Source organism: Actinophytocola xanthii, from assembly GCF_001921205.1.
Taxonomy (GTDB): Bacteria; Actinomycetota; Actinomycetes; order Mycobacteriales; family Pseudonocardiaceae; genus Actinophytocola; species Actinophytocola xanthii.
The window spans coordinates 1-25,366 of sequence record NZ_MSIE01000028.1 but is presented as its reverse complement, the minus strand read 5'-3'; the positions used below and the strand labels follow the sequence as shown (position 1 = coordinate 25,366).

Sequence of the window (25,366 nt, the reverse complement as noted above, 5' to 3'; positions counted from 1 at the left end):
CACGCACGAACTGACCTCACACCACCACGGAGGGGGACATGAGCAGGGTCGATGTGGTCGTCACCGGCATGGGTGCGACGACGCCGCTCGGAGGCGACGTCGCGTCCACCTGGGACGGCCTGATCGCCGGCCGCAACGGCATCCGAACCAACGACGCCGACTGGGTGTCCCGGTTCGAGCTGCCGTCGAGGCTGGCGGCGCCGCTTGCCGTCGAACCGTCCGAGGTGCTCCCGCGGGTGCAGCTGCGCCGGCTCGACCGCTGCGAGCAGGTCGCGATCATCGCGGCCCGCCAGGCCTGGGCCGACGCGGGTTTCGAGCTCCCGACCGGGGAGAGCCAGTCGGTGGACCCGGACCGGCTCGGTGTCGCCATCGGCACCGGCATCGGCGGACCGGTCACCCTGCTCGACCAGGATGACGTGCTGGAGAACCAGGGGCTGCGCAAGGTCTCACCGCTGACCGTGCCGATGCTGATGCCCAACGGGCCGGCCGCGCACGTCAGCATCGAGCTGATGGCCAGGGCCGGGGTGCACTCCCCGGCCTCGGCCTGTGCGTCCGGGGCCGAGGGCCTCGCCACCGGCTGGCAGATGATCCAGAACGGCCGGGCCGACGTGGTGGTCGCGGGCGGTGCGGAGGCCTGCATCGCGCCGATCACCGTGGCCGGGTTCGCCCAGTCGCGGACCCTGAGCCTGCGCAACGACGAGCCGGAGCGCGCCTCGCGGCCGTTCGACATCCACCGCGACGGGTTCGTGCTCGGCGAGGGCGCCGGCGTGCTGGTGCTCGAGCGCGAGGACCACGCGCGGGCACGGGGCGCGCGGATCTACGGCCGGCTCGCCGGAGCCGGCATCACCTCCGACGCCTACCACATCACCGGCAACCACCCGGAGGGCATCGGCCAGGTCAACGCGATCACCGAGGCCATCCGCACGGCCGGGATCTCCCCCGAGGACGTCGGGCACGTCAACGCGCACGCCACCTCGACGGTGGTGGGCGACATCGGCGAGGCCGTGGCCATCAGGCGGGCGATCGGTGACCACGTCGTGCTGACCGCGCCGAAGAGCTCGCTCGGCCACCTGGTCGGCGGCGCGGGCGCCGTGGAGAGCATCGTGACGCTGCTGTCGATCTACCACGGCATCATCCCGGCCACCCGCAACCTGGAGAACCAGGACCCCAAGGTCGGCCTGGACGTGGTCGCCGGCGAGCCCCGCAAGATGGAGATCGTCGCGGCCGTGAACGACTCCTTCGGTTTCGGCGGGCACAACGTGGCCCTGGCCTTCACCGCAGCCTGACTTGGCACCACAGAGGGGACTTCAGATGACTGCGCTGGCCACCCACCCAACCCAGGACGGACCACGGCAGATCGACCCGCGCGAGCCGGAGGTGCGGCTGGGCAAGCTGCTCGACGAGGGCACGCTCGCCCCGCTGCGACCCAGCGACTCCAGCGGCGTCTACGCGGTCCGCGGGCGCATCGAGGGCGTGCGGGTCATCGCCTACTGCACCGACGCCACCAAGATGGGCGGCGCCATGGGCAGCGAGGGGTGCCGGCACATCGTCGAGGCCATCGACACCGCGGTGCGGGAGCGGTGCCCGGTCATCGGGATCTGGCACTGCGGGGGCGCCCGGCTGGCCGAGGGCGTGGAGTCGCTCGACGGCGTCGGCGGCGTGTTCGCGGCGATGATCCGGGCCTCCGGCCGGGTGCCGCAGATCTCGGTCGTCGTCGGCCCGGCTGCGGGTGGCGCTGCCTACGGGCCGGCGCTGACCGACGTGGTCATCATGTCCCCGGCCGGGCGGGTGTTCGTGACCGGCCCGGACGTCGTGCGGTCGGTGACCGGCGAGCAGATCGACCAGGAGGGTCTCGGCGGCGCCGAGGCGCACGGTCGCAAGTCGGGCGTGGTGCACGTGCTCTCCGACGACGAGGACGACGCCTACGTGCGCGCGCGCCGGATCACCGGCCTGTTCGCCAAGCCCGGCCTGTTCGACCTGCACGCGGTGCGCGACGAGGAGGACCTGCGGGCCCTGCTCCCCGAGCAGCCCAACCGCGCCTACGACGTGAAGCCGCTGCTGCGCCGAATCCTCGACCGCGACGCCGACGAGCGGCCCCTGTTCGAGGAGCTGCAGGCGAAGTGGGCGCCCAACATCGTCGTCGGCCTCGGCCGGCTCGGCGGGCGCACGGTCGGCGTGATCGCGAACAACCCGCTGCGCAAGGGCGGCTGCCTCGACTCGCTGTCGGCGGAGAAGGCCGCCAGGTTCGTCCGGATGTGCGACTCGTTCGGCGTGCCGCTGCTCGTGGTCGTGGACGTCCCCGGCTACCTGCCGGGGGTGGGCCAGGAGTGGGACGGCGTCGTCCGGCGCGGCGCCAAGCTGCTGCACGCGTTCGCCGAGGCGGTCGTGCCGAGGGTGACGCTGGTGACCCGCAAGTCCTACGGCGGCGCCTACATCGCCATGAACTCCCGCTCGCTTGGCGCGACCGCCGTGTTCGCCTGGCCGGAGGCGCAGGTCGCGGTGATGGGCGCGAAGGCGGCGGTGGGCATCCTGCACCGCAAGAAGCTCGCCGCGGCGCCCGAGGAGGAGCGCGAGGCGTTGCACGCCCGCCTGACCGAGGAGCACGAGCGGATCGCCGGCGGCGTGGACCGGGCGATGGCGATCGGCGTGGTGGACGAGGTCATCGAGCCGCGCCACACCCGCCGGAAGCTGGCCGAGGCCCTGGCCGCCGCGCCTGCCGGCCGCGGCGCGCACGGCAACATCCCGCTCTGAGCGCGGCGTCCCCTCAGCCGCAGGCCTCGTGCTGGGGGGACGCGGTCGTCGGACCGCTGTCGATCTTCCAGCCCGAGTCCTCCAGCACCAGGGGGAACACCACGTTCCAGTTGATGCAGGGCTCGGGCAGCTCGCTCGGCGCGTCGGCCACGTCCTGGGTGCTGGTGAACCTGAGCAGCACCCGGGCCTGGTCGGTCTCCGCCAGCTCGATGCGGTAGACGACGATGTTGCCGTCCCGGGTGGACCGGTAGCTCGCCCGCCACACCGGCTCCGGCTGCAGCTCGAGCCGGCGCCGGGTAACCGTGTCGGTCCAGCGTAGGTAGTCGCGGTCGTTGATCGCGTCGAAGTAGGACTGGAGCACCCCCCGGACGGACTCGAACAGGGGGTGCTCGGTCGCGTCCAACACCCCGCGCACGGTGCGCGGCCCCGGCGCCTCCTCGGGCGGGACCGAGGAGGCACTGGGCTGGACGACGTCCGAGGGCCCGGTGTCCGGGTCCGCGTAGAGGTTCCGCGCCAGCAGACCACCGGTCGCGGTGACGATCACCATGATGAGCAGAACCGGCACCAGCCACAGCTGGCGACCACGCGCGGGCGACACAGCACCCTAGGGTGCCACAGCCCGCTCAGCCCACACGGTGCAACCAGGTGACCGGGGCGCCGTCGCCGGCGCGGCGGTAGGGCTCGAGGGCGGCGTCCCAGGACGCGCCGAGCAGCTCGTCGACCCGGTGGGCGAACGCCTCACCGGCCCTGCTCGCGGTGGCGAGGGAGCGGAGCTGGTCCTCGCCGACGACGATGTCGCCGTTGGCCGAAGTTCTCGCCCGCCACAGGCCCAGGGTCGGGACGAAGCAGAACCGCTCCCCGTCCACGCCCTCGCTCGGCTCCTCGGTGACCTCGAAGCGGATCATCGGCCACGCCTTGAGGGCAGCAACCAGCTTGCCGCCGGTCCCCGCCGCTCCGGTCCAGCCGCACTCGGCCCGGAGCTGTCCCTGCGTGGCCGGCTGCGCGGTCCACTGCAGGTTCGCCCGGACTCCAAGGGTGCCCGAAATAGCCCACTCGACGTGCGGACATACCGCAGACGGCGACGAGTGGACGTACACCACGCCACGAGTGCTCACTGCTGACCTCCGCTGCTCGACGAGGAACCGTCTTCCCCTACGTCCTCGTCACGGTGGCCTTCGACCCGCACTCTCGATCTCTGTTGTGCCGCTCATTCTGCCCGGAGCACGTCGCTTCCGCCACACCGATGGCAGATTGAGGGCACGCCCCGCGGTGGGTAGCCCTCCAGATACGGTGAGCGGAGCGAGGAGGTGCGCCGTGCGACTGGTCCGCCTGAGCGAGGAGTCCTCAAAGGTCGGTGCGGACGTGCGGGCGGCGCTGGCGTCCTGGGGCCGGGGCGACACGGTCGTGGGCGGGGTCGCGCTGGTCGGCTACCGCCCCGGCGAGGGCTCCCGGCGCCTGGACGCGGTCGTGGTACTCCCCCGCGGTGTGCTGGTGGTCGCCGGCGTGGACCTGCCCGACCCGGCCATGCGCCTGGACGCGCCGCTGACCGGGCAGTGGCGGACCGACGGCTGGCCGCTGAGCCGGCCGGACGGCCTGGTGAACCCCGCGGCCGAGGTCACCGAGAGCATCGAGGAGGCCACCCACCTGCTGCACCGGGCGGTGCGCGACCAGGCTGGCGTGGAGCCCGTGCCGGTCGGCGCGGTGATCGCGGTCGGGCCGTACGTCGCCGAGGTCCACCAGCCGGCAGAGGACCTCGAGCGCGGCGTCCGCGTCCTGCACCCCGAGCCGGCGACGCTGCTCACCGCCGCCCGCGAGCTGGCCACCCGCCCCCGGCCGTGCACCGCCGAGCAGGCCAGGGCGCTGCTGGAGGCGCTCGAGCCGGAGAACCCGGCCCTCGCCGCGCTCGACCTGACCGCGGAGGGCTTCGCGGCCACGGCCGAGGCCGCCACGTCGGTGACCGCCCCATCCGGGACCGGGACATCCAAGACAGGGACAGCCAAAGCCCGGACATCCGAGGGCGGGACAACTGCGAAACCACCGGCCCCGGCGAGCGCGAAGGCGACCTCGCGGGCCCGCCCCGGCTCGCTGCGCTGGCTCCCGGTCAGCGCCGCGGTGCTGGTCGCGGTGCTGCTGCTGGGCGGCATCGTGTACGCGGTCGCCACGTCCGGCGACGAGGACGACGCGGCGGACGCCAGCCCCACCACCACGACCCAGAGCAACGAGGTCGAGATCGGCGGCCGCACCTTCACCCCGAAGGGAACGGTCTCCGACACCGACTGCGCCGCCCACGCCTACGGCGACGTGCAGGTGTGGCTGGAGCGCAACCGCTGTGGCCAGCTGGTCCGGATGCGGTACGAGTCGACCTCGGGTGAGCGGCGGGCGGCGCTCCTGGTCGCCGTGCTGCGGTTCCCGGAGACCGCCCTGGCCGGCGAGCTGAAGGCGGTGGCCGACCTGCCGGGCAGCGGCGCGATCACCGATCCGTCCACCGAGGACCAGCCGTGGCCGGGTGAGGTCAAGCCGTTCTTCGAGTCGGCGGCCTACGCCAGCGGCCGGGAGGGCAACAGCCTCAAGCTGGTGCAGGCCGTGTGGGTCGGCGCCCCGTCCACCCCGGAGGACCCGGATCTGGTGCGGTTGGCGACCCTGGCCCTGGACATCCCGGCGCCCACCTGAGCGCCGCTACGCCACCAGCGCGTGCGCCAGCGCCGCCGCGCCGACGGCGGCGCCAACGCTCAGCAGCACGTAGCCGGCCGCCGCGAGGTAGCGCCGGCGCTCGACGAGCGTCACGACCTCAAGACCGAACGTGCTGTAGGTGGTCAGCGCACCGCAGAACCCCGCGCCGAGCAGCGCCGCGAGCGGTCCGGGCACCGCCGTGCCGAGCCCGCCGAGTGCCCCGAGCAGCGCCGACCCCGCCACGTTGACCAGCAGCGTCCCCCACGGCAGCGCCCGGTTGGCCCAGATCCCGACGAGATAGCGCAGCGGCGCCCCCACCGCCCCGCCCAGCAGGACCAGCAGCGCGGTCACCGGCGCGCCCGCCGCGCGAGCCACCCGCCGGCCGCGACCGCGGCCAGCGCCGCGAGGACCGTCGCGGCCAGGTAGGCCACGGCCGTTCCCGGCCGCGCCCAGTCCAGCAGCGCGCGGACCTCCTCGGCGTAGGTGGAGAACGTGGTGAAGCCGCCGAGCAGACCCGGGCCAAGGAAGACCCGCCACAGCCGAGGTGTGACCAACGCCATCGACAGCCCGATCAGCAGGCAACCCGTCACGTTGACGGCGAAGGTCGCCCACGGAAACCCGCCGGACCGCGTCGGCCAGACGGCGAAGGCGGCGTACCTGACCAGCGCACCGACCGCGCCACCGGCGGAGACCGCGAGCAGCTCGGTTCGGCGGTCGGTACGCACCCGGCCAGTCTGGCCGTCCCATCGGGACACTCGCCACACCGGCCGTACCTCACCCACCGGCGGCGGCCGGGCGGATATCCTCGTCTCGCTCGTTTCGCGATCCCCCCCGGAGGACCCAGTGGCGCAGAAGACCATCCTCGAACTGGTCGACGACATCGACGGCGGCCCGGCCGAGGAGACGGTGGCCTTCGCCCTCGACGGCGCCGAGTTCGAGATCGACCTCTCCGCCGAGAACGCCTCCCGGCTGCGCGACGCGCTCGCCGAGTTCGTCGGCCACGCCCGCCGTACCGGTGGGCGCAAGCAGCGCGGCAAGGCGGCCGCCGCCCAGGGCAACGGCAAGCCCGACACCCACGCGGTGCGGGAGTGGGCGCGCAGCCAGGGCGAGACCGTGGCCGAGCGCGGCCGGGTCCCCCAGGCACTGGTGATCAAGTTCCAGGAGGCGCACTCCTAGGTAGACGCGCGGCTGAGGGCGTCGCCCAGACGCCGAGCCGGCGCACGGCCAGCACCGGGTGCGGCTGCAGCGGTCCGAGCCGAGGCTCGCGGACCAGGCGCCGAGCGGTGCGCTGGGCGGTGCGCAGCGCACCGGAGAACGTGCGGAGCATGGCCGTCGCGACCGGCTTCGGGTAGGGCCGGCGCCCGTAGAGGTCGGTGGCCCACCGCGGCAGCAGCGAGTACGCCAGGTGGCCGACCAGCGGCTCGTACACCGGCAGGCCCAGCGCGAGCGACCCGCTGACCGGCGGGCGGTGCAGGAAGTCGTAGATCTCGTCGGCGTCGTCGGTGCGGCGCAGCAGGGGGCGCCGGTGCGCCAGGTAGGCCCGCATGGCCACCACGTCGCCTGGCACCTCGTCCGGGTCCAGGCCCACCAGGGCGGCCGCCCTGCGCTGCTCGTCCAGGTACTGGTCGGCGTGTGCGGCGGTGAGCGGGAACCCGGCCCGGCGGACGACGGCCAGGAACGACGAGACCTCCGCGCAGTGCACCCACAGCAGCAGGTCCGGCTCGTCCACGCGGTAGCGCTCGCCGGTGTCCCGGTCGACCACCCGCAGCTCCCGGTGCACCTGCCTGACCCGGAGCGCGTGCCGCTCGACCTCGTCGGTCGGGCAGTAGGTGCTGGCGCCGACGAAGTTGGCGGTGCGGACCAGTCGCCCGAGGGGGTCGTTGCGGAAGTCCGAGTTCTGGATGACGCCGGCGACCGTGCGCGGGTCCAGCGCCTGCAGGTAGAGGCTGCGGATGCCGGCGAGCCACATCGCCGGCTCGGCGTGCAGCTGCCAGGTGACCGAGTCCGGCCCGAAGATGCCGGTGTCGGTCGCGCTGGTCACGGACGTCATACCGCCATTGAACCCCGCGGGGCGGGAGCCGGCCGGCCAGCGTCGGCTCAGAGCAGCGAGGGGACCATGGCCTCGATGAGGTGCGGGCCGGGCTCGGCGAGTGCCTTGGCGAACTGGTCGGCCAGCTCCTCGGCGGTGGTGGCCCGGCTGGCGGGCACGCCCATGCCCCGCGCCATCGAGACGAAGTCCAGGTCGGGTCCCGACAGGTCCAGCAGCTGACCGGCCCGGGGCCCGGCGGCCTCGGCGCCGACCCGCGACAGCTCCATCCGCAGGATCGCGTAGGCCCGGTTGTTCAGCACGACCGTGGTGACGTCCAGGCCCTCCCTGGCCATGGTCCACAGCGACGAGACCGTGTACATGGCGCTGCCGTCGGCCTGCAGGCAGACCACGGGGCGGTCCGGCGCGGCGACCGCGGCGCCGAGCGCCACCGGGAGCCCCTGCCCGATGGCGCCGCCGGTGAGCGTGAGCACGTCGTGGCGGGGTGCGCCGGCGGTGGTCATCGGGATCATCAGGCCCGAGGTGTTGGCCTCGTCGGAGACGATCGCCCCCTCCGGGAGCAGGGCTCCGATGACCTCGGTCCAGTTCTGCGGGGTCAGCGGCCCGCTGGGCAGCGCCGGCCGGACGGGCTCCTGGAGCACCGGCGACACCCCGGCGGCGACCTCGTCGGCCAGGTGCTCCAACGCGCCGGTGCCGTCCTCGCCGAGGCCGGACAGCACGTGCACCTGGCAGCCTTCGGGCACCAGCTCGCTCGGCTTGCCCGGGTAGGCGAAGAACGAGACCGGCGCCTTCGCGCCGACCAGGACCAGGTGCCGGACGTCGGTGAGCTGCCACTGGACCTGCTCGGCCAGGTAGCCGAGCCGCTCCACGGTGGGCAGGCCGGCGCCGCGCTCGATCCGGGCGGGGAAGGTCTCGGCGAACAGTCGCACCCCCGTCGCGGCCGCCACCCGGCTGGCCGCGACCAGGCCGCGCTCCCGGGTGGTGCCGTGCCCGAGCAGCAGCACCGTCGACTCGCCGCCGCGGACGACCTCGGCGATCTGGGCCACCCGGTCGTCGTCCACCGGCACCGGGGGCGGCGGCGGGGTGAACGTGCCCGGCTCGCCGCCCTCCGACCACGACACGTCGGCCGGGAGCACCAGGTTGGCCACCTGGCCGGGTGCGGTGAGCGCGGCGGCGATGGCGCTCGCGGCGTCCGCGCCGATCTCCTCGACCGCCGCGGAGGTGCGTGACCAGCCCTGCAGCCAACCGGTGAGCGCGTCGATGTCGGACTCGAGCGGTGCGTCGAAGGCCTTGTGGTCGCGAGCGTGGTCGCCGATGACATTGATGATCGGGGTGTGTGCCCGCCGGGCGTTGTGCAGGTTGGCCAGACCGTTGGCCATGCCGGGGCCGAGGTGCAGCAGGGTCGCCGCCGGCCGGTCGGCGATGCGGCCGTAGCCGTCGGCCGCGCCGGTGACCGTGCCCTCGAACAGGCTCAGCACCGCACGCATCCGCGGCACGGCGTCGAGGGCGGCCACGAAGTGCATCTCCGAGGTGCCGGGGTTGGCGAAGCACACGTCGACGCCGCCGTCGACGAGTGTCCGCAGCAGGGCCTGGGCGCCGTTCACGATGGTTGTCGTCCCCTCAGTCGAAGAGCACGCCCGGGTTGAGGATCCCGCGCGGGTCGAAGGCCTGCTTGATGCGACGCATCAGCTCGATCTTGTTCGGGTCCTCGAGCTCGAGGAAGTGCCGCTTCTTCTCGTGCCCGATGCCGTGCTCGCCGGAGATCGCGCCGCCGAGGCCCATACCGGCGGCGAACAGCTCGTGCAGCACCGTGTGCCGCACCTCGGGGTCCTTCTGGAACACCGCGAGGTGCACGTTGCCGTCGCCGGCGTGCCCGCACCCCACGACCAGGGTCTGGTGGCCCTGGGCGATCTCCAGGACGCGCTCGAAGAAGGCCGGCAGCGCCGCTCGCGGCAGCACCGTGTCGATGATGTCGTCGGCGCCGGCGCCCTTCGCGGTGTAGAAGGCGTTCTCCCTGGCCTCGATCAGCTTGCGGGCCGCGGGGCCGGGCAGGACGTAGGTGTCCAGCGCGCCGAGCTCGCCGAGCAGCAGCCCGACCGACTCCACGTCGGCGTCCAGCCGGTCAACCGAGGCGCTCTCCAGCATCACGACGAGGTAGGCCTGCGCTGTCTCGCGCACCCCGTCGGGGATGCCCAGCTCCAGGTCGGCGGTGTAGGTGATCGCGCCCATCGTCAGCGCGTCGATGTACTCGAGGATCAGCGGGCCGACACCACTGCCCACCACGCGGGGCACGGCGCGGGCCAGCGAGCCCAGGTCGGGGAACGGGGCGAGCACGGTCGTCTGGTGCGACATCCGGGGCTGGAGCTTGAGCACTGCCTCGGTGACCAGCGCGAGCGTGCCCTCGGAGCCGACGATGAGCTGGGTGAGGTCGTAGCCGGTGCTGGCCTTGACGTACCGGCCGCCGGTCCGGATGACCTCGCCGGTGGGCAGCACCGCCTCCAGGCCGAGCACGTGGTGGCGGGTCACGCCGTACTTGACCGCGCGCATGCCGCCGGCGTTGGTGCTCACGTTGCCGCCCAGGCTCGCGGAGAGCTCGCCGGGGTAGACCGGGTAGAGCAGGCCCACCTCGCGGGTGCGCTCCTCGAGCTCGGTGAGCGTGACGCCTGGCTGCACGACCGCGACGTGGTTGTCGGTGTCGATCTCGAGGATCCGGTTCATCCGCTCGAAGGACACCAGGATGCCGTCCGCACTGGGGTTGGCCGACCCGCACAGACCGGTCCCGCTGCCGCGTGCGGTCACCGGGGTGCCGGTCTCGGCGGCGAGCGTGAGCACCGCGGCCACCTCGGCGGCCGTCTCCGGCCGGACCACGTGCGCGGGTCGCGTCGGCGCGGCGGTCAGGGCCTCGTCGTGGGTGTAGTCCTCGCCCACGGCGTCACCGGACAGCACGTGGCCCGCGCCGACGATCTCGGCCAGTCTCGCCCCGATGTCCGCCATTGGAATCCTCCCGGCCGTGCCGAAAAACCAGCGCCGTCCACCTTAGTTGGCTGATCAACGGGGCGACACGGCCGCGGGGGCGGTGGCGCCGAGGACGACCTCGGCGCCGAGCCGCGCCAGCGCCGGGGCCATCTGGATGCCGAAGCCGCCCTGGCCGGCGAAGAACACGAACCCCGGGTGGTCCGGCCACGCCCCGACGACCGGCTCCCGGTCGGCGACGAACGAGCGCAGCCCCGCCCAGGCGCTGTGCACCGTGCGCAGCCCGAGGGTCGTCGCCTGGTTGACCCGCTCCAGGGCGAGTGCGACGTCGAGCTCGTCCGGCCTGGCGTCGCAGGGCTCGGCAGGGCTCTCGTCGGCGGGGGAGACCAGCACCCGCGAGCCCTCGGGGCGGAAGTAGAACCGGTCGGCGGCGTCGGCGACCAGCGGCCAGGCCGGGTCGACCGGGCGCGTCCCGTCGGCGAGGGCGAGCGTGCGCCGCAGCGGCCGCAGCCCCACCGGCGGCACCCCGGCGCGGGCGGCGACCACGTCGGCCCAGGCCCCGGCCGCGTTCACCACGGTGGCCGCCAGGACCGGCCCGGTGGCCAGCTCGACGAGCCAGTCCTCGCCCTCCCGCCGCAGGGCGGTGGCCGGCGCCGCGGTGTGGACCTCGCCGCCGCGCCGGCGCAGCCCCATCGTGTAGCCCTGGTGCAGTGCCATCACGTCGATGTCGCTGGCCTCGTCGTCCCGGGCCGCGGCGCGGACCTCGCGCAGCACCGGGCAGAGCGCGCGGGCCTGGGCGGGGCTGATCGGCTCGGCCGGCAGCTCGGCCAGGTGGGCGGCGGCGAGCTCGTCGGCGGCGAGCCAGAGCACCGGTCGCGGGGAGAGCAGCGGCGGCGTGCCCAGCTCGGCCTCGAGCTCGCGGTAGCGCCCGGCGCTCGCCTCGGTCAGCGCCCGAACGACGGGTCCGCCGTAGCTGGGGAGGTAGACCGCGGCCGAGCGGCCCGTGGTGTGCGCGGCGAGCGCCGGCTCGGCCTCGGCGAGCAGCACGTCCGCGTGCTCGGCCAGCTCGTAGCCGATCGAGACGCCCGCGATCCCGCCGCCGATGACCAGCACGTCGACCCGTCGCATACGGCGGGAGCTTAGGGCGCTAATTCAGTTGCCCGCGCACCTACGGTGATCGGTATGGGAGCCACCTGGGCAAGGTTGCGGCGTCGCTGACGGCGACGGCCCGACCGAGCTGAGACACGAGCTGAACGTCGACCCGGTTCGCCGGGCGCCGTCGCCGTCTCCACGCACCCACGACCACCTCGTGCCTGGAGCGGCTCTCCCATGCCTTCCCCCCGGCGGCCCCGCGCCGCCCGCTTCCGCCCGTCCTCCTCCGGCGTGCACCTGCTGTCCTGCCGCCACGTGATCGACCGCCTGGTCCGCGGCGCCGGCCTGGGCGCCGGCGACCTCGTGATCGACTTCGGTGCCGGACCCGGCACCATCACCGCGCCCCTGGCCGGCACCGGCGCCCGGGTGATCGCCGTCGAGCGCGACGAGGCGTTCGTCGCCGTGCTGCGCCGTCGGTTCGCCGACCGTCCGCTGGTTCGCGTCCTACCCGGCGACCTGCGCCGGCTCCCCCTGCCCCGCACGGAGTTCGCGGTCGTGGCGAGCATCCCGTTCGCCGTGTCCACCACACTGCTGCGGCGCCTGCTGACCCCGGTCCCCGCCCGGCTCACCCGCGCCGAGCTGGTCTGCGAGTGGGGGCTCGCCCGGCGACTCACCGCCGCACACCCCCGCGACCTGGAGACGGCCTGGTGGACGGCGCGCTTCGAGCTGCGCCTGGTTCGCCGGATCCCGGCGAGCTGCTTCCGGCCGGCACCGTCGGTCGACGCGGCACACCTGCGGATTCGCCGCCGCCCGGGCCTGGACGTCGCGACCCAGGCGGTGCTGTGGTCGCTGCTCGGCGCCGTCCACCGGCAGCCGGACCGCCCGGCCAGGCGCGTGCTCGGCGACCTGGTGGCCCACCAGCGCGCCGGCCGCCTGCTCCGCGAGCGGGGGACCGACCCGGCCACCCCGGCGGTCGAGGTTCCGGTCGGGAGGTGGACCGGGGTGGCCGCGGCCCTGGCCGCCACCGGCGCGGTGAGCCCGCCGCCGCTTCCCCGCGCCCTGCGCGGTGAGCGGTGAGCGCGTCAGGGCGTCAGGGCGTCCAGGCCGGGTCGCGGCCGCTCATCCCGAGCACCCGGTCCAGCGGCGAGGCCTCGGCGGGCACCGCGACCTCCGCGCCGAACACCCCCATCTCCCGGCCCTGCGGAGCCATCGTGGAGACCATCCCGTTCACGGCCTCGGCCACCGCGTCGTCGACCTCCAGCCGCTGGCCGGTCGCCCGCGCGAGGTCCCACCCGTGCACGACGAGCTCGCCGACCATCATCGTGCCGATCAACCCCGCCGGCATCGAACCACCGGCCAGGCCCGTCTGGCCCTCGGTCGCGCCGGGCTCGCCCCAGGCCGCGGTCACCCGTTCCAGCCGGCTCTCCAGGGTGGCCGCCCAGTGCGGGTCCCGGGTGAAGTCGGTCTCCTCGGTGACCGGGTCGTCGGCGGGGACGGGCTGCTTGCGCGCGGCCAGCTCCGAGCGGAACGCCGACCAGAACATCAGGTGGTTGACCAGCGCACGCACGTCCCAGTCCGGACAGGGTGTCGGGTCCTCGAGCTGGTCGGGCTTGACGTTGCGGGCGACCTCGACCGCGGCCGCGGCGGCCTTCGCCATCATCTCGTGCAGTTCCATGTGGGCAACGCTATGCCGCCCGCCGTGCCCGCCTCTTGTACGAACGCGACAGACACGAAAGCCGTGGCGGGAACGCCAGGGCACGATCTACATTGCGGCCGTGGCGGAGTTCGAGATCGACGACGACCCCGGCCGGGTCGACCGGGACGTGCTGTGGGAGTTCCTCTCCACCAAGGCCTACTGGGGCCGCTCGCGCGACCGCGGGACGGTGGAGCGGCAGCTGGACGGCGCCTGGCGGGTCGTCGCTGCCTACCGGGCGACCGATGGGTCGATGATCGGTTTCGCCAGGGCGGTGTCGGACGGGGAGGCGCTCGCCTACCTGGCCGACGTGTTCGTGGTCGAGGAGGCCCGAGGTCTCGGCGTGGGCACGGAGCTGGTCCGGGCGATGATCGAGGACGGGCCGGGCCGGGACTTCCGCTGGATGCTGCACACGCTGGACGCGCACGGGCTCTACCGGCGGTTCGGCTTCGCCGAGCCGGACGCGACCTACCTCGAACGCCGGGCCGCCGGCGCCGGCTACACGGTCGACAGCTGACCGGGCGCGACCTCCAGGAACGGCGTGAGCAGGCCGGGCACCGCGACCTCGGCCAACCGCAGCCCGTCCGTCTCGCCGACGTCGCGCACCAGGTACTCGCCGCTGTTGGCCGCCGTCGTCGCGGCGATCGTCACCAGGCCGGCACGGCGCTGGAACGGTGAGCTGCGCACGGTCCAGCCGATGATCCCGCCGCGCAGCAGCGCGACCGTGCGCCGGCTGCCGGCGCCGTACCGGGTGACCAGGTAGTCCGCGGTCAGCCCGTGGCCGAGGTTGCGGTAGTCGTCGAGCGCGAGCGCGACGGCGATCGGGGTGAGGACGAGCACGGCGATCCAGGCGAGATGCACCAGCACCGTCGTCAGCAGCAGCCCGAGCACGACCAGCACCGCGGCGAGGCCGAACACCGAGTACAGCGCCCATCCGACGCGCCGCCGGCGTGCGGCCGGCGGGTGCGGCCGGAGGTCCGCGTCCGCCCAGGGGTCGGAGCCGACCACCTCGGCCGCGACCCGGCGGGCGAACCGGAGGGGTGCGACGGGCAGCAGCGTCTTGGGGTCGGTGCTGTCCTTCTCCGACCGCGCCCGCAGGCCGGTGGCGACGACGTCCACCCTGGCCGCGCCGAACAGCCGGGAACCGAGGGGCTCGAACAGCTCGGCCCCCCGCAGCCGCCGCTGCTCCAGCGAGAGCGTGCGGGTGGTGAGCAGGCCCCGGCGCACCACGAGCGTGCCCTCCTCGCGGGTGAGCCGGTAGTTCCACCACATCTCGACGAACAGGCCGAGCGACCCGAGGACCCCGATCACCACGCCGACGGCGACGAGCACGAGCACGAGCATGGGCACCGACAGGCCGGCGAAGAGGTCGCCGACCCACTGGACCAGCGCGTTCTGCACGCCGAACCAGTCCGACAGCTGCATCACTGCGCCGAACGCCGCCGCGCCGAGGATGGGCGTGCTCACCGAGACCGGCGCGTACCGGATCCAGGAGCGGTCCAGCACGGCGATCGCCGGCGCCTGGGCGGTGCCCGCCCCGGGGGGCACCGGCTCCCCGGTCCCCGCCGGCGCCCGGTCGAGCAGCACCCGGCGCAGCTCCTCGGCCTCGCCGCGGCCGAGCGGGTCGAGCGTGAGCTGGCTGCCCTGGCCGACGACCTGCTGCCCGGTCCCGATCTTGACCTTGGTCAGCCCGAACACCCGCAGCAGCGGGTTGGCCGCCAGGTCGACCGCCCGCACCCGGTCCCGGGGTATCGAGCGCAGCCGGTGCAGCACCCAGGAGTGCCGCAGCTCGACCCGCTCGCCGGTGACCCGGTAGGTCGTGTGCCGCCAGCGCATGAGGTCGCCCGCCGTGCCGAGCGCGGTCAGCAGCACCACGCCGCCGACGGCGATCAGCAGCACCCGGGCCGGCCGGTGGTCGTCGCGCAGCAGGTTCACCACGATGGGGGTGGCAATCGAGACGCCGAGGCCGGCCACGGTGAGCGCGGTGACCACGACCGTGCGCGGGTGCAGCCGCTGCCAGTCGCCGCTCATGTCGCGTCCCCGCGGTTGGCCTGGGTGGTCTCGGTGAGGCGTTCGACGAGGCCGGCGGCCAGCTCGTGGTCCAGGCCCTGGATCTTGAGCGGACCGGCCGCGGACGCGGTGGTCACGGTGACGCTGGCGAGCCGGAACAGCTGCTCGAGCGGACCGCGTGCGGTGTCCACGGTCTGGATCCGCGACATCGGGGCGACCCGCCACTCCTGCCAGAGCCAGCCGGTCCTGGTGAACACCGCGTCCTCGGTGACCTCCCAGCGGTGCACCCGGTATCGCCACAGCGGCACCACCAGCGCGTAGGGCAGGCCGATCCCGAGCTCGACACCCAGCGCGAGCAGCAACCAGGGCCGGGCCGGCGTGATGAGCACCGCCAGCACCACGAGGACCACCGCCGGAACGAGCGTCGTCAGCAGCTCGTTGGTCAACCAGTAGGTGACGGCACGTCGCTCCACGCGGTTGCGCGGCGGCCGCAGCCGTACCACGTCGTCCACTGTTCCTCCCCTGTCGCGTGTGAACCGACCCTAGGGGCGGTCCATCAGCCCCGGCGTCGTCCGAAAGAACGATGTCGTTCGTCGTTCCCCCGGCCGACCCGCCGGGCTATCTTGGCGGCCATGAGGCGTGCGCTGAGCGTTGTCCTGCTGGTACTGGCCGCGGTCGCGAGCACGGTCGCGACCGCACCGGGTGCCGCCGCCGGCACCGGCTCGCTGTCCTGGACCCTCACCCCGACCGGGACCGACGCCCAGCTGCGCGGGCTCTCCGCGGTCAGCCGGCGGGTCGCCTGGGCCAGCGGGGCGCGGGGCACGGTGCTGCGCACGCTGGACGGCGGACGGACCTGGCGGCAGGTGGGCCCGCCGGACACGGCGGACCTGGACTTCCGGGACATCGAGGCGTTCGACGCGCGGACCGCGGTGGCGCTGTCGATCGGGCCCGGCGCCGCCTCGCGGATCTACCGGACCACCGACGGCGGCGCGACCTGGACCGAGACCTTCCGCAACCCGGAGGAGGCCGCGTTCTACAACTGCGTGGCGTTCTTCGACCACCGCAACGGGCTCGTCGCCGGCGACCCGGTGGACGGCAGGTTCCGTGTGCTGTCCACCTCCGACGGGGGCCGCTCGTGGCGGGTGCTGCCCGACGACGGGATGCCCGCGGCGCTGCCCGGCGAGTACGGCTTCTCCGCGAGCGGACAGTGCGTCGCCGTCGCCGGGCGGCGGCACGCCTGGATCGCGACCGGCGGCGCGGACACCGCGCGGGTCCTGCACTCGGCCGACCGCGGCCGCACCTGGACCGCCGCCGACACCCCGCTGGCCAGCAGCGAGAGCGCCGGCGTGTTCGCGGTGGCGTTCCGCACCCCCGCCCAGGGCATCGCGATCGGCGGCGACTACCTGAACCCGACCAGCGGCGAGGACAACCTGGCGCTGTCCCGCGACGGCGGGCGGACCTGGCGTGAGCCGGCGAACTCCCCGGCCGGCTACCGGTCGGCGGTCACCTACCACCCCTTCCTGCACTCGACGCTGCTCGCGGTCGGCCCGAGCGGCAGCGACGTGAGCGTCGACGGCGGACGTCATTGGCGGCAGTTCGACGACGGGACCTTCGACAACGTCGACTGCGGCTGGGACGGCGCCTGCTGGGCGTCGGGCGCACGCGGCCGGGTGGCGGTTCTGCGGTTCGGCTGACCGGCCGCGGTCGCCGGGGCAGAATCTGGCCGTGATCACCGCGCGCCGCCTGCTCGAGAGCGTCGAGGAGCTCCCCGCCACCGCTCGCCACCGCGAGCTCGCCCGGCAGGCCCGGGAGCTGGCCGGAACACCCGAGCTTCCCGCCCTGCTCGACGAGCTGCACGAGGCGGGCGGCGACTACGAGACCCGCCTGGCCCTGCACCTGGCCCACGTGGGCGGGGAGACCGCCTTCGTGGCGCGGTGCCTCACCGCGTCCAGGCCGGCCGTCGCCGGCCGCTCGCTCGGCCTGGCGGTGCGCCTGGGCGTGGACCCCGCGCTCCTGGTCGGACTGCTCCCCGAGCTCGCGACGGAGGCACGGCGCACCCTCTACCAGCACGTGCGCCGCGGCCGGGCGGTCGAGCTGGCCGAGGCGCTGCTGCCGGCGGTCCGGGCCCGGTTCGGCGAGGAGGAGGCCGCGGTCCTGCTGCCGGTGTGCGGCTCGGCGACCGTGACCGCCGCCCTGCCCGACCTCGCGTTCGCGGTGACCGGCTGGGGGATGCTCGCCCACCGCCACCCCACGGTGTTCCTGGACCACCTCGACGCCGAGCTGGACGCCACCCCGCGGGCGGACTGGGAGCGGATCGTGACCAGGACCGGCCGCGGGATCGCCGCCGCCGCCCTGGTCGAGCCGGACCGGGTGCTCGGGCTGCTCGCGAGGGTCGCACCCCGGGTCCAGCTGCCCCGCGCGCTGTCCCCGGCGTTGACCGCACTGGCCCGGCGGGACCGGGCCGGCCTGTTGGCCGTGCTGCTCGACCCGCGCCGCCGGGGCCCGGTGCCGGGCGGGCGGCGGCTCTGGCGCGCACTGCTCAGCGCCGGGGACGGCGACCTGGGGGCCCTGGCCAGGACGCTCGACCCGTATCGGTTGGTGCGGTTCCTCCGCGTGCTGCCACCCGCCCGCCGGGAGGCGGTCTACTCGGTCGTCGTCGGGAACCGGGACCTGACCGCGGACGGGCTGCCGATCGCCCTGCTCGACCTGTTGCCCGCGGCGGCCAGGGCGAGGGAGGCGGAGCGGCTGCTCGGGCTGCGGGCCGTCGCCGACGACCCGAGCCGTCGGCTCGAGATCACCGCCCGGCTGCCCTGGGCCCAGGTACGGGACCTCCTGCGTGCGGCGACCCGGCGTCCCACCGCGGCCGAACGGGCGCAGGCCTACGGCTGCCTGATCGCTGCCGCGGCGCTCAGCCGGGACCAGGAGGCCGTCGCCGAGGCGCTGGGCTCCCTCGACCGCCTGCGCAACGAGCAGGACCCGGTGCGCCTGGCCGCCTTCGAGGCGCTCGCGGCGGTGCCGCCGTGGCTGTTCCGCCCGGCCGAGGCGCCGGCCCTGCTCACCCTGATGACCGACGCCACACAGGCCAGGGACTGCTCGCCGCGGACGCAGAGCCGCGCGCTGGCGCTGATCGCCGCGCTGGTCCGGCACGGCGTGCTGAGCCGCCAGCCCGAGCTGGTGGACACGGGGGTGGCGGCGATGCAGCGGTTGGGCCGGCGACACCCCTGGCTCCAGCTGGCCGGGCTGGACCGCGAGCTGCCGCGCGGCGGGGAGCACCGGGTGTTCGAGGCGCTGCTGCCCAGGATCGCCGACGACGCGCGGCACGGCCGGTTCGAGACCGCGCTGTCCCTGGCCAGGGGCCTGGGCCGGCGGGCGTGGAAGATGCCGGAGCTGCAGCGGTTCGTCGGCCAGGCCAGGGAGGCCGCCGAGGACAACACCGTCCTCTCGGCGATCGAGCTGTGGCTGGCACCGCCCGCCACCCGGGACGCCCGGATCGGCGAGGTGCTGGCGGCCGACCGGTCCACGATCACCGTCCCCGCGGTGCTCAGGGGGATCGGCTGGCGCCGGACCGACCTGCTCGACGAGGTGCTGCGCGAGCCGCTGCACGGCCGGTTCCTGCGGCGGGGGGTGCGGTTCGTGCCGCACTTCGCCGGCTGCTTCCACCGCTGGCTGCCCCGTCAGTGCGCGGCGTACGCGGACCTGCTGGCCCGCATCGTGGAACACCGGAAGAGGATGCCCTGGGAACGGGTGGCCGCGGTGAGCCGGCTGGGTCGGGTCCCCGGCACCGTCGAGCGCCTGCTCCGGTACACCGCGGACCAGGAGGTCGCCGTCAGCGAGGCGGCGCTGAGCGCGCTGGCCTGGACCGACGCGCCGGCCGAGGTGCTGGCGGAGCTACTCGGCCACGCCGACACCGACCGCGCCAGGGTCGCGGTCTACGCGGCCTCCCGCTGCGCGCGGTTCGTCCGGCCGGCCGAGCTCGGTGCCGCGCTGGCCCCGGCCCTGGGCAGTCGCAAAGTGACCTCCCGCAAGGAGGCCCTGCGGCTGCTCGCCGCGCACCGCGCGCCGGACCTCGGCGCGGTCCTCGCGGCCGAATGGGCGCGCCCCGACCAGCACCGCGACGTCCGGCGCGCCCTGGTCTGGGCGGCAAGGTGGTGCCTGGACCACGAGCGCACCTGGGACCTGCTGGCGGCGGCCGCCGGTTCCGAGCCGGAGGTCGCCACGGCGGTGCTCGAGCTGGACCCGACCACGATCGGCCCCCGGCACCGCGCCCGCTATGCCGCGGTGGTCCACACCGTCGCCGCCGCACCCGATCCCGACACGGCCCGCCGTGGCCTCGCCGCGCTGCCGGCCTGGTCCCGCTGGGACGAGGCCGGGACGGCGATGCTCGTGCGCCTGGTCGGCGACCTGACCGGTACCGCACGCTGGCACCATGCGCTGACCGCCCTGGTCGCGGCGTGCGAGGCACGGGAGGACCCGGCGCCGCTCACCGCCGTTGTCGCGGCGTTGCGCGCGGTACCCGAGCCGACGCCGACCGCCGACCGCGACCTGCCGGCACGCCGGCGCGTCCTCGCCGTTGCCGACGCCGTCGCCGCCGCGGCCCCGTCCTCGGAGACGATGCGGGCGGCCGCCGCCGAGCTGGCCGGCGACCTGGCCACCGACCCGACCCTGCGCCGCCCGGTGGTGGAGCTGGCGACCTCGGCGGTCCCGCTGGACGGCGGCGCCGGGGACCTACCCGCCCTCGTGCGGCTCGCCGAGCTGGCCACCGGTCCCCTGCCGGCCTGGCAGGCACGCGACGCCCTGCTCCGACGGGTGTGGGCGACCGTGGCACGGCTGCCCGAGCGGCACCTGCACGAGGTGGCGAGCGCTCTGGCCGCACGGGAGCCGGCCCCGGCGGCGCCGATGCTGGCGCTGGCGGTGGCCGAGGTGGCCGGGCACCGGGCGGGCTGGCCCGAGCACTGGCGGGAGCTCGTGCTGGCGCTGCGCGAGCACGCCGACCCGGACGTGCGGCCGCTCGCCCTGGACATCGTCACCAGCCCCGAATGACCGGCGGCGCCGGGAGCCACAGGCTTCCGGCGCCGCCGTGTCACTGTCGGGTCAGCTCAGCTCGCCTTCCGGCACACGCTCCTCGCCGCGCACGCCCTGGTCATCCTGGGCGGGCGGGACCGGCGGAACGGCCGTGCCGCGAGGCAGCAGCAGCGCCGGCAGGAACGACACCGCGAGCAGCACCAGCGCCCAGACGAACGTGGTCGCGTAGGCGTCTGCCATGGGCGGCGCGAGGAGGTCGCGCACCTGCTGGGGCAGGTCCCGGAGGGCGGTCGTCGCGGCACCCTCCCCGTCGGAGGGAGCCGCGGGCAGCTGCGCGAGCACCGGCGCGAGGCGCTCCTTGGTCTCGTTGAACAGGATCACCGAGAGCATCGCCGTGCCGATCGAGGCGGCCACCTGCTGGATGATGTTCAGGCTGGTGGACGCCCTGGCCACGCTCTCCGGCCGGAGCGTCTTCAGCGCGATCGACATGATCGGCATCATCGCCATGCCCATACCGAGGCCGAGCACGAACAGCGCCGCACCGATCGTCCAGTAGGAGGTGTCCGCGCCGATCCGGATGAACACCACCATCGAGGCGACGATGGTCAGGATGCCGAGCTGGGCCATCCTGGCCGCGCCGCCCCGGTCCACGATCCGGCCGGCGATCGGCATCATGATCATGGCGCCGATCCCCTGCGGAGCGAGCAGCAGGCCGGCGTTGAGCGCGCTCTCCACCCGCACCTGCTGGAAGTACAGCGGGAACAGCAGCATCGCGCCGAAGAACGCCACGGTGAACAGCACCATCGTGATCGAGGCCATCGAGAAGCCCCGGTCCCGGAACAGCTTCAGGTCGATCAGCGCGTGTGGCGTGCGGCCGGCGTGCACGATGAACGCGGCCACCAGCACCGCGCCCGCCAGCGCCGGCCCGTACACCTCGAGGTGGCCGAAACCCCCGTGTGCGGGCACCTGGGCCAGGCCGTAGATCAGCGCCGCCAGCCCCGGCGAGAGCAGCAGCAGGCCAAGCACGTCGAGCCGCTCGGTCGGGCGGGGCTCGTCGGGCTCCAGGATCCTGGCGCCCATGATCAGCGACACGATGCCGATCGGGATGTTCAGGAAGAAGATCCAGCGCCAGGAGACGTCGTCGACCAACCAGCCGCCCAGGATCGGGCCGACGATCGGGCCCAGCAGCATCGGCACGCCGAGCACGGCCATCACCCGGCCGACCCGCTCCGGGCCGGCGGCCTTGGTCAGGATCGTCATGCCCAGCGGCATCAGCATGCCGCCGCCGAGCCCCTGCAGGACGCGGAACAGGATCAGCGACTCCGCCGACCAGGCCGTGCCGGCCGCGGCCGAGCCGAGCATGAACAGGAACACCGCGGTCAGGTAGATCCGCTTGGTCCCGAAGCGGTCCGCCGCCCAACCGGACAGCGGGATCACCGTGGCGAGCGCCAGGGTGTAGCCCGTGGCGACCCACTGCATCTGGTCGAGCGTCGTGTCGAACTCGATGATCAGGCGGTCGAGCGCGACGTTGACGACGGTGATGTCGAGCATCGCCATGATCGCGCCGAGCACGACGACCGACCCGATCAACAGGATCCGCCGGTCGAGCCCCTGCTCCTCCGCCGACGGCGCCGCCCCCGCGGCAGCGGTCGGAGGTAATGGTTCTATCAAGGCCTTACTTCCCCTCGTGATTCAGCAACCGGTTGTCGGTGTCGGTGTGTCCCCCTGAGCCAGGAGGGGCGCCAGGGCCGCCGAGAGCCGCGCACGCTCGTGCTCGGTGAGCGAGCGGACGCAGTCCCGGACGGCCTCGCGGTGGGCGCGGTCCAACCCGGCCACCAGAGCTCGGCCGCGCTCGGACAGGCGAACCCGCTTGACCCTCCGGTCCTGGTCGTCCTCCCGGCGCGTGACCATCTCGGCCCGGGCCAGCGCCTGCACGGCGCGACCGGCGGTCGCCATTGACAGCGCGAGACGTTCGGCGAGCTCGTTGACCGCCAGCTCCTCCTGGCAGTCGGCGAGCACGAACAGGGCACGCAGCTGGGAGAATGACAGATCGAGCCCGGCGGCGACACCCAATATGTGGGCCTCGCCGCTCTGCTTGAGACGGGAGAGGAAACTGACGACGTCGTCGGTCACCGACTCCACCGACGACGCACTTAGTTTCACGGACGCAATCATTTCACTCGTGAAACTATCCGCAAGGGACTGTGAGCGGGAACTCAGGCCGGCGGGGGTCGCGGGCGCGCGCACCGCTGTCGGTGGCGGGCGGCAGAATGCTCCCACGGGGCTCACCGAGCCGCGGAACCCATCGAGAGGGCGGAAGACTGTGACTGCGACGGCCACCCCGGCATCCGTGTTCCGGCGCATCGCCGAGGAGCTCGAGGTCGCCGAGCGCCAGGTGCGTTCGGCCGTGGAGCTGCTCGACGGCGGCTCGACGGTGCCGTTCATCGCCCGGTACCGCAAGGAGGCCACCGGCGCGCTGGACGACGCCCAGCTCCGCACGCTCGAGGAGCGCCTGCGCTACCTCCGCGAGCTCGAGGAGCGCCGCGCCGCGGTGCTCGAGTCGATCAGGAGCCAGGGCAAGCTCGACGACGCGCTCACCGCGCAGATCATGGCCGCCGACTCCAAGGCCCGCCTGGAGGACATCTACCTCCCGTTCAAGCCCAAGCGCCGGACCAAGGCCCAGATCGCGCGCGAGGCTGGCCTGGAGCCCCTGGCCGACGGCCTCCTGGACGACCCGAACACCGACCCGCAGGCCGCGGCCGCGGTGTTCGTCGACGCCGAGCGCGGCGTCGCGGACGCCCAGGCCGCCCTGGACGGCGCCCGGGCCATCCTCGTCGAGCGGTTCAGCGAGGACGCCGACCTGATCGGCACGCTGCGCGAACGCATGTGGAACCAGGGCAGGCTGGTCGCCAAGGTCCGCGACGGCAAGCAGGAGGCCGGCGCCAAGTTCGCCGACTACTTCGACTTCTCCGAGCCGTTCACCAAGCTCCCCTCGCACCGCATCCTCGCGATGTTCCGGGGGGAGAAGGAGGAGGCACTCGAGCTCACGCTCGACCCCCACCCCGACGACGACCAGCCGCCCGGCCCGTCGGAGTACGAGGCTCGCATCGCCTCCCGCTTCGGCGTCGACGACCAGGGCCGCCCCGCCGACCGCTGGCTCGCCGACACGGTCCGGTGGGCCTGGCGCACCCGCATCCTGGTGCACCTCGGCATCGACCTGCGCACCCGCCTACGCCAGGAAGCCGAGGACGAGGCCGTGCGGGTGTTCGCCGCCAACCTCCGCGACCTCCTGCTGGCCGCCCCCGCCGGCACCCGCGCCACGATGGGCCTGGACCCGGGCCTGCGCACCGGCGTCAAGGTCGCGGTGGTCGATGCCACCGGCAAGGTCGTGGCCACCGACACCATCTACCCGCACGCCCCGGCCAAGCGCTGGAACGAGGCCCTGGCGACCCTCCACCGCCTGGCCAAGACCCACGACGTCGACCTGATCGCCATCGGCAACGGCACCGCATCGAGGGAGACCGACAAGCTGGCCGCCGAGCTGCTGGCCAAGGCACCCGAGCTCAAGCTGACGAAGGTGATGGTCTCCGAAGCGGGCGCGTCGGTGTACTCGGCTTCCGCCTACGCCTCCCAGGAGCTCCCCACCCTGGACGTCTCCCTCCGCGGCGCGGTGTCCATCGCCCGTCGCCTCCAGGACCCCCTGGCCGAGCTGGTCAAGATCGACCCCAAGTCCATCGGCGTGGGCCAGTACCAACACGACATCTCCGAGGTGAAGCTCTCCCGCTCCCTGGACGCCGTGGTGGAGGACTGTGTCAACGGCGTAGGCGTGGACCTCAACACGGCGTCGGTCCCCCTGCTCACCAGGGTGTCCGGCATCGGCGGCGCCCTCGCCGCGAACATCGTCGCCCACCGCGACGCCAACGGCCCGTTCCGCTCCCGAACGGCCCTGCGCGACGTCCCCAAACTGGGCCCCAAGGCGTTCGAACAGTGCGCCGGCTTCCTCCGCATCCCCGCCGGCGACGATCCCCTCGACGCCTCGGCCGTCCATCCCGAGGCCTACCCGATCGTCCGCCGCATCGTGTCGACGACCGGCCGACCTCTCCCCGAGCTGATCGGCAACACGAAGGTCCTCAGGGCGCTGTCCCCCCAACAGTTCGTCGACGAGCAGTTCGGCCTCCCCACCGTCACCGACATCCTGGTTGAGCTGGACAAACCGGGCCGCGACCCCCGCCCCGCCTTCCGCACGGCCACGTTCAACGACGCCGTCCACACCCTCGCCGACCTCAAGGTGGGAATGATCCTCGAAGGCGTGGTCACGAACGTCGCCGCCTTCGGCGCCTTCATCGACATAGGCGTCCACTGTGATGGTCTGGCACACGTGTCCCAGCTCTCCCGCACCTTCGTCAAGGACCCCCGCGAGGTAGTCAAGTCGGGCGACATAGTCCGAGCGAAGGTCCTGGAGGTGGACATCCCCCGCAAACGCATCTCCCTCACCCTGCGCCTGGAGGAGGACACCCCCTCCCGCCCCCGCCAGGACCAACGCGGCGCCCAACAACGCGACCGCACCCAACAACGGGGCGGCGCCACCCAGCAACGCACCGGCGGCCAACAACGCCGCAACCAGCGCGACCGCAACACCCCCGCCGCCCCCACCGGCGCCATGGCCGAAGCCCTCCGCAAGGCGGGCTACCGCCCCAACTGACGCGCTCGGAGCAGCCGCCCCCATTGAGCCCCCAGCCAGCCCCAGGTATGCAGTAGCTCGCACTGCCCGAGGCGGCTGGCAAAAGCGGCTTGCAAAGCCGCGCTTAGCGAGCCGCGCTAACCGAGGCAGCTGACCGAGCCACGCCGCCAAGCACGCCGAGCCGAGCCGAGCAAGCCGAGCCGAGCCGAGCCGAGCAAGCCGAGCCGCACAAAGCCGAGCCGCACAAAGCCGAGCCGCACAAAGCCGAGCCGCACAAAGCCGAGCCGGCAGGCCCAGTGCGAGCCCGGCCAGGCTGAACCCGCCCCACCAGCTGCCTACTCCCCCCGGGCTCCCTCGCACAGGCCGTCCCGTAGCTCCGGGCCACCGGTGTCCAGGGTCGAGCGAAGCGAGATCGCGTCAGCGACGC

At 74.1% G+C, this 25,366-nt stretch carries 21 protein-coding genes and 1 pseudogene; 9 read left to right on the top strand and 13 right to left on the bottom strand.

The window, feature by feature from the left end; translation table 11 throughout:
• The first annotated feature begins 38 nt into the window (after nt 1-38).
• Both BU204_RS16015 and BU204_RS16010 read left to right on the top strand, forming a co-directional pair.
• Nucleotides 39-1,286 (top strand): beta-ketoacyl-[acyl-carrier-protein] synthase family protein, encoded by a 1,248-nt coding sequence (locus tag BU204_RS16015; RefSeq protein ID WP_075126482.1) that lies wholly within the window; start codon nt 39-41, stop codon nt 1,284-1,286.
• A 25-nt stretch (nt 1,287-1,311) separates the two neighbouring features.
• Nucleotides 1,312-2,751: an acyl-CoA carboxylase subunit beta gene (locus tag BU204_RS16010; RefSeq protein WP_075126481.1), complete on the top strand. Its 1,440-nt coding sequence runs from the start codon at nt 1,312-1,314 to the stop codon at nt 2,749-2,751.
• A 13-nt stretch (nt 2,752-2,764) separates the two neighbouring features.
• Here BU204_RS16010 and BU204_RS16005 read toward each other — a convergent pair whose 3' ends face one another.
• Complete coding sequence (locus BU204_RS16005) at nt 2,765-3,349, bottom strand: hypothetical protein (RefSeq protein WP_083661359.1); 585 nt, start codon at nt 3,347-3,349, stop codon at nt 2,765-2,767.
• A gap of 25 nt (nt 3,350-3,374) precedes the next feature.
• The gene (locus BU204_RS16000) at nt 3,375-3,866 is read right to left on the bottom strand and encodes a DUF3145 domain-containing protein (RefSeq protein WP_075126480.1); all 492 of its coding nucleotides are present in this window, start codon (nt 3,864-3,866) and stop codon (nt 3,375-3,377) included.
• Between the two features lie 199 nt (nt 3,867-4,065).
• On the opposite strand from BU204_RS16000, the gene BU204_RS15995 reads away from it, so the two are divergent.
• The gene (locus BU204_RS15995; protein ID WP_075126479.1) at nt 4,066-5,421 is read left to right on the top strand and encodes a hypothetical protein; all 1,356 of its coding nucleotides are present in this window, start codon (nt 4,066-4,068) and stop codon (nt 5,419-5,421) included.
• Nucleotides 5,422-5,427: 6 nt separating this feature from the next.
• Here BU204_RS15995 and BU204_RS15990 read toward each other — a convergent pair whose 3' ends face one another.
• Nucleotides 5,428-5,772 carry a fluoride efflux transporter FluC gene (locus BU204_RS15990; protein ID WP_075126507.1) on the bottom strand — a complete coding sequence of 115 codons (345 nt, stop codon included), beginning with the start codon at nt 5,770-5,772 and terminating at the stop codon, nt 5,428-5,430.
• Complete coding sequence (gene crcB / locus BU204_RS15985; RefSeq protein WP_233160357.1) at nt 5,769-6,146, bottom strand: fluoride efflux transporter CrcB; 378 nt, start codon at nt 6,144-6,146, stop codon at nt 5,769-5,771. Before crcB ends, BU204_RS15990 begins: the two co-directional genes overlap by 4 nt.
• 118 nt (nt 6,147-6,264) lie before the next feature.
• Between crcB and BU204_RS15980 the strand changes: the two genes are divergently transcribed.
• A complete protein-coding gene (locus BU204_RS15980; RefSeq protein WP_075126477.1) occupies nt 6,265-6,597 on the top strand; it encodes a histone-like nucleoid-structuring protein Lsr2 in 333 nt (110 codons plus the stop codon).
• Here BU204_RS15980 and BU204_RS15975 read toward each other — a convergent pair.
• From BU204_RS15975 to BU204_RS15960, 4 genes are read right to left on the bottom strand one after another with little or no spacing between them, the layout of a single operon-like run.
• Nucleotides 6,572-7,471 (bottom strand): oxygenase MpaB family protein, encoded by a 900-nt coding sequence (locus BU204_RS15975; RefSeq protein WP_075126476.1) that lies wholly within the window; start codon nt 7,469-7,471, stop codon nt 6,572-6,574. The two genes, BU204_RS15980 and BU204_RS15975, sit on opposite strands and share 26 nt — an antisense overlap.
• 47 nt (nt 7,472-7,518) lie before the next feature.
• A complete protein-coding gene (locus BU204_RS15970) occupies nt 7,519-9,072 on the bottom strand; it encodes an acetolactate synthase large subunit (protein WP_075126475.1) in 1,554 nt (517 codons plus the stop codon).
• 16 nt (nt 9,073-9,088) lie between these two features.
• Nucleotides 9,089-10,462 (bottom strand): FAD-binding oxidoreductase, encoded by a 1,374-nt coding sequence (locus BU204_RS15965; protein WP_075126474.1) that lies wholly within the window; start codon nt 10,460-10,462, stop codon nt 9,089-9,091.
• Nucleotides 10,463-10,516: 54 nt separating this feature from the next.
• Complete coding sequence (locus BU204_RS15960) at nt 10,517-11,569, bottom strand: NAD(P)/FAD-dependent oxidoreductase (RefSeq protein ID WP_075126473.1); 1,053 nt, start codon at nt 11,567-11,569, stop codon at nt 10,517-10,519.
• Between the two features lie 201 nt (nt 11,570-11,770).
• Here BU204_RS15960 and BU204_RS15955 point away from each other — a divergent pair, with 201 nt between their 5' ends.
• Entirely contained in the window at nt 11,771-12,610 is an 840-nt protein-coding gene (locus BU204_RS15955) for an rRNA adenine N(6)-methyltransferase family protein (protein ID WP_083661357.1), read from the top strand.
• Nucleotides 12,611-12,623: 13 nt separating this feature from the next.
• On the opposite strand, the gene BU204_RS15950 is transcribed toward BU204_RS15955, so the two are convergent.
• Nucleotides 12,624-13,208 carry a TIGR03086 family metal-binding protein gene (locus tag BU204_RS15950; protein WP_075126471.1) on the bottom strand — a complete coding sequence of 195 codons (585 nt, stop codon included), beginning with the start codon at nt 13,206-13,208 and terminating at the stop codon, nt 12,624-12,626.
• A gap of 100 nt (nt 13,209-13,308) precedes the next feature.
• On the opposite strand from BU204_RS15950, the gene BU204_RS15945 reads away from it, so the two are divergent.
• Nucleotides 13,309-13,743, top strand: a complete 435-nt coding sequence (locus tag BU204_RS15945) for a GNAT family N-acetyltransferase (protein ID WP_075126470.1) — start codon at nt 13,309-13,311, stop codon at nt 13,741-13,743.
• Here the strand turns inward: BU204_RS15945 and BU204_RS15940 are convergent.
• Nucleotides 13,725-15,257, bottom strand: a complete 1,533-nt coding sequence (locus tag BU204_RS15940) for a PH domain-containing protein (RefSeq protein WP_075126469.1) — start codon at nt 15,255-15,257, stop codon at nt 13,725-13,727. The two genes, BU204_RS15945 and BU204_RS15940, sit on opposite strands and share 19 nt — an antisense overlap.
• Nucleotides 15,254-15,739 carry a PH domain-containing protein gene (locus tag BU204_RS15935; RefSeq protein ID WP_083661361.1) on the bottom strand — a complete coding sequence of 162 codons (486 nt, stop codon included), beginning with the start codon at nt 15,737-15,739 and terminating at the stop codon, nt 15,254-15,256. The genes BU204_RS15940 and BU204_RS15935 overlap by 4 nt, the downstream gene beginning before the upstream one ends.
• A gap of 129 nt (nt 15,740-15,868) precedes the next feature.
• On the opposite strand from BU204_RS15935, the gene BU204_RS15930 reads away from it, so the two are divergent.
• The gene (locus BU204_RS15930) at nt 15,869-16,930 is read left to right on the top strand and encodes a WD40/YVTN/BNR-like repeat-containing protein (RefSeq protein ID WP_233160356.1); all 1,062 of its coding nucleotides are present in this window, start codon (nt 15,869-15,871) and stop codon (nt 16,928-16,930) included.
• A 31-nt stretch (nt 16,931-16,961) separates the two neighbouring features.
• A complete protein-coding gene (locus tag BU204_RS15925) occupies nt 16,962-20,276 on the top strand; it encodes a hypothetical protein (protein ID WP_083661355.1) in 3,315 nt (1,104 codons plus the stop codon).
• A 51-nt stretch (nt 20,277-20,327) separates the two neighbouring features.
• Here BU204_RS15925 and BU204_RS15920 read toward each other — a convergent pair whose 3' ends face one another.
• Entirely contained in the window at nt 20,328-21,929 is a 1,602-nt protein-coding gene (locus BU204_RS15920) for a DHA2 family efflux MFS transporter permease subunit (RefSeq protein ID WP_233160355.1), read from the bottom strand.
• 213 nt (nt 21,930-22,142) lie between these two features.
• Nucleotides 22,143-22,433: pseudogene (locus tag BU204_RS42270) on the bottom strand (MarR family transcriptional regulator); the annotation flags it as partial.
• A 175-nt stretch (nt 22,434-22,608) separates the two neighbouring features.
• Here BU204_RS42270 and BU204_RS15910 point away from each other — a divergent pair.
• Nucleotides 22,609-24,960: a Tex family protein gene (locus BU204_RS15910; RefSeq protein ID WP_143229533.1), complete on the top strand. Its 2,352-nt coding sequence runs from the start codon at nt 22,609-22,611 to the stop codon at nt 24,958-24,960.
• Nucleotides 24,961-25,366: the final 406 nt, after the last annotated feature.

What these genes read in the sequence shown, in the direction of transcription:
- BU204_RS15960 (WP_075126473.1), bottom strand. Translation starts at nt 11,569, where the DNA reads ATGCGACGGGTCGACGTGCTGGTCATCGGCGGCGGGATCGCGGGCGTC.
- BU204_RS15955 (WP_083661357.1), top strand. Translation starts at nt 11,771, where the DNA reads ATGCCTTCCCCCCGGCGGCCCCGCGCCGCCCGCTTCCGCCCGTCCTCC.
- BU204_RS15930 (WP_233160356.1), top strand. Translation starts at nt 15,869, where the DNA reads ATGAGGCGTGCGCTGAGCGTTGTCCTGCTGGTACTGGCCGCGGTCGCG.
- BU204_RS15940 (WP_075126469.1), bottom strand. Translation starts at nt 15,257, where the DNA reads ATGAGCGGCGACTGGCAGCGGCTGCACCCGCGCACGGTCGTGGTCACC.
- BU204_RS15975 (WP_075126476.1), bottom strand. Translation starts at nt 7,471, where the DNA reads ATGACGTCCGTGACCAGCGCGACCGACACCGGCATCTTCGGGCCGGAC.
- BU204_RS16010 (WP_075126481.1), top strand. Translation starts at nt 1,312, where the DNA reads ATGACTGCGCTGGCCACCCACCCAACCCAGGACGGACCACGGCAGATC.
- BU204_RS15950 (WP_075126471.1), bottom strand. Translation starts at nt 13,208, where the DNA reads ATGGAACTGCACGAGATGATGGCGAAGGCCGCCGCGGCCGCGGTCGAG.
- BU204_RS15965 (WP_075126474.1), bottom strand. Translation starts at nt 10,462, where the DNA reads ATGGCGGACATCGGGGCGAGACTGGCCGAGATCGTCGGCGCGGGCCAC.
- BU204_RS16015 (WP_075126482.1), top strand. Translation starts at nt 39, where the DNA reads ATGAGCAGGGTCGATGTGGTCGTCACCGGCATGGGTGCGACGACGCCG.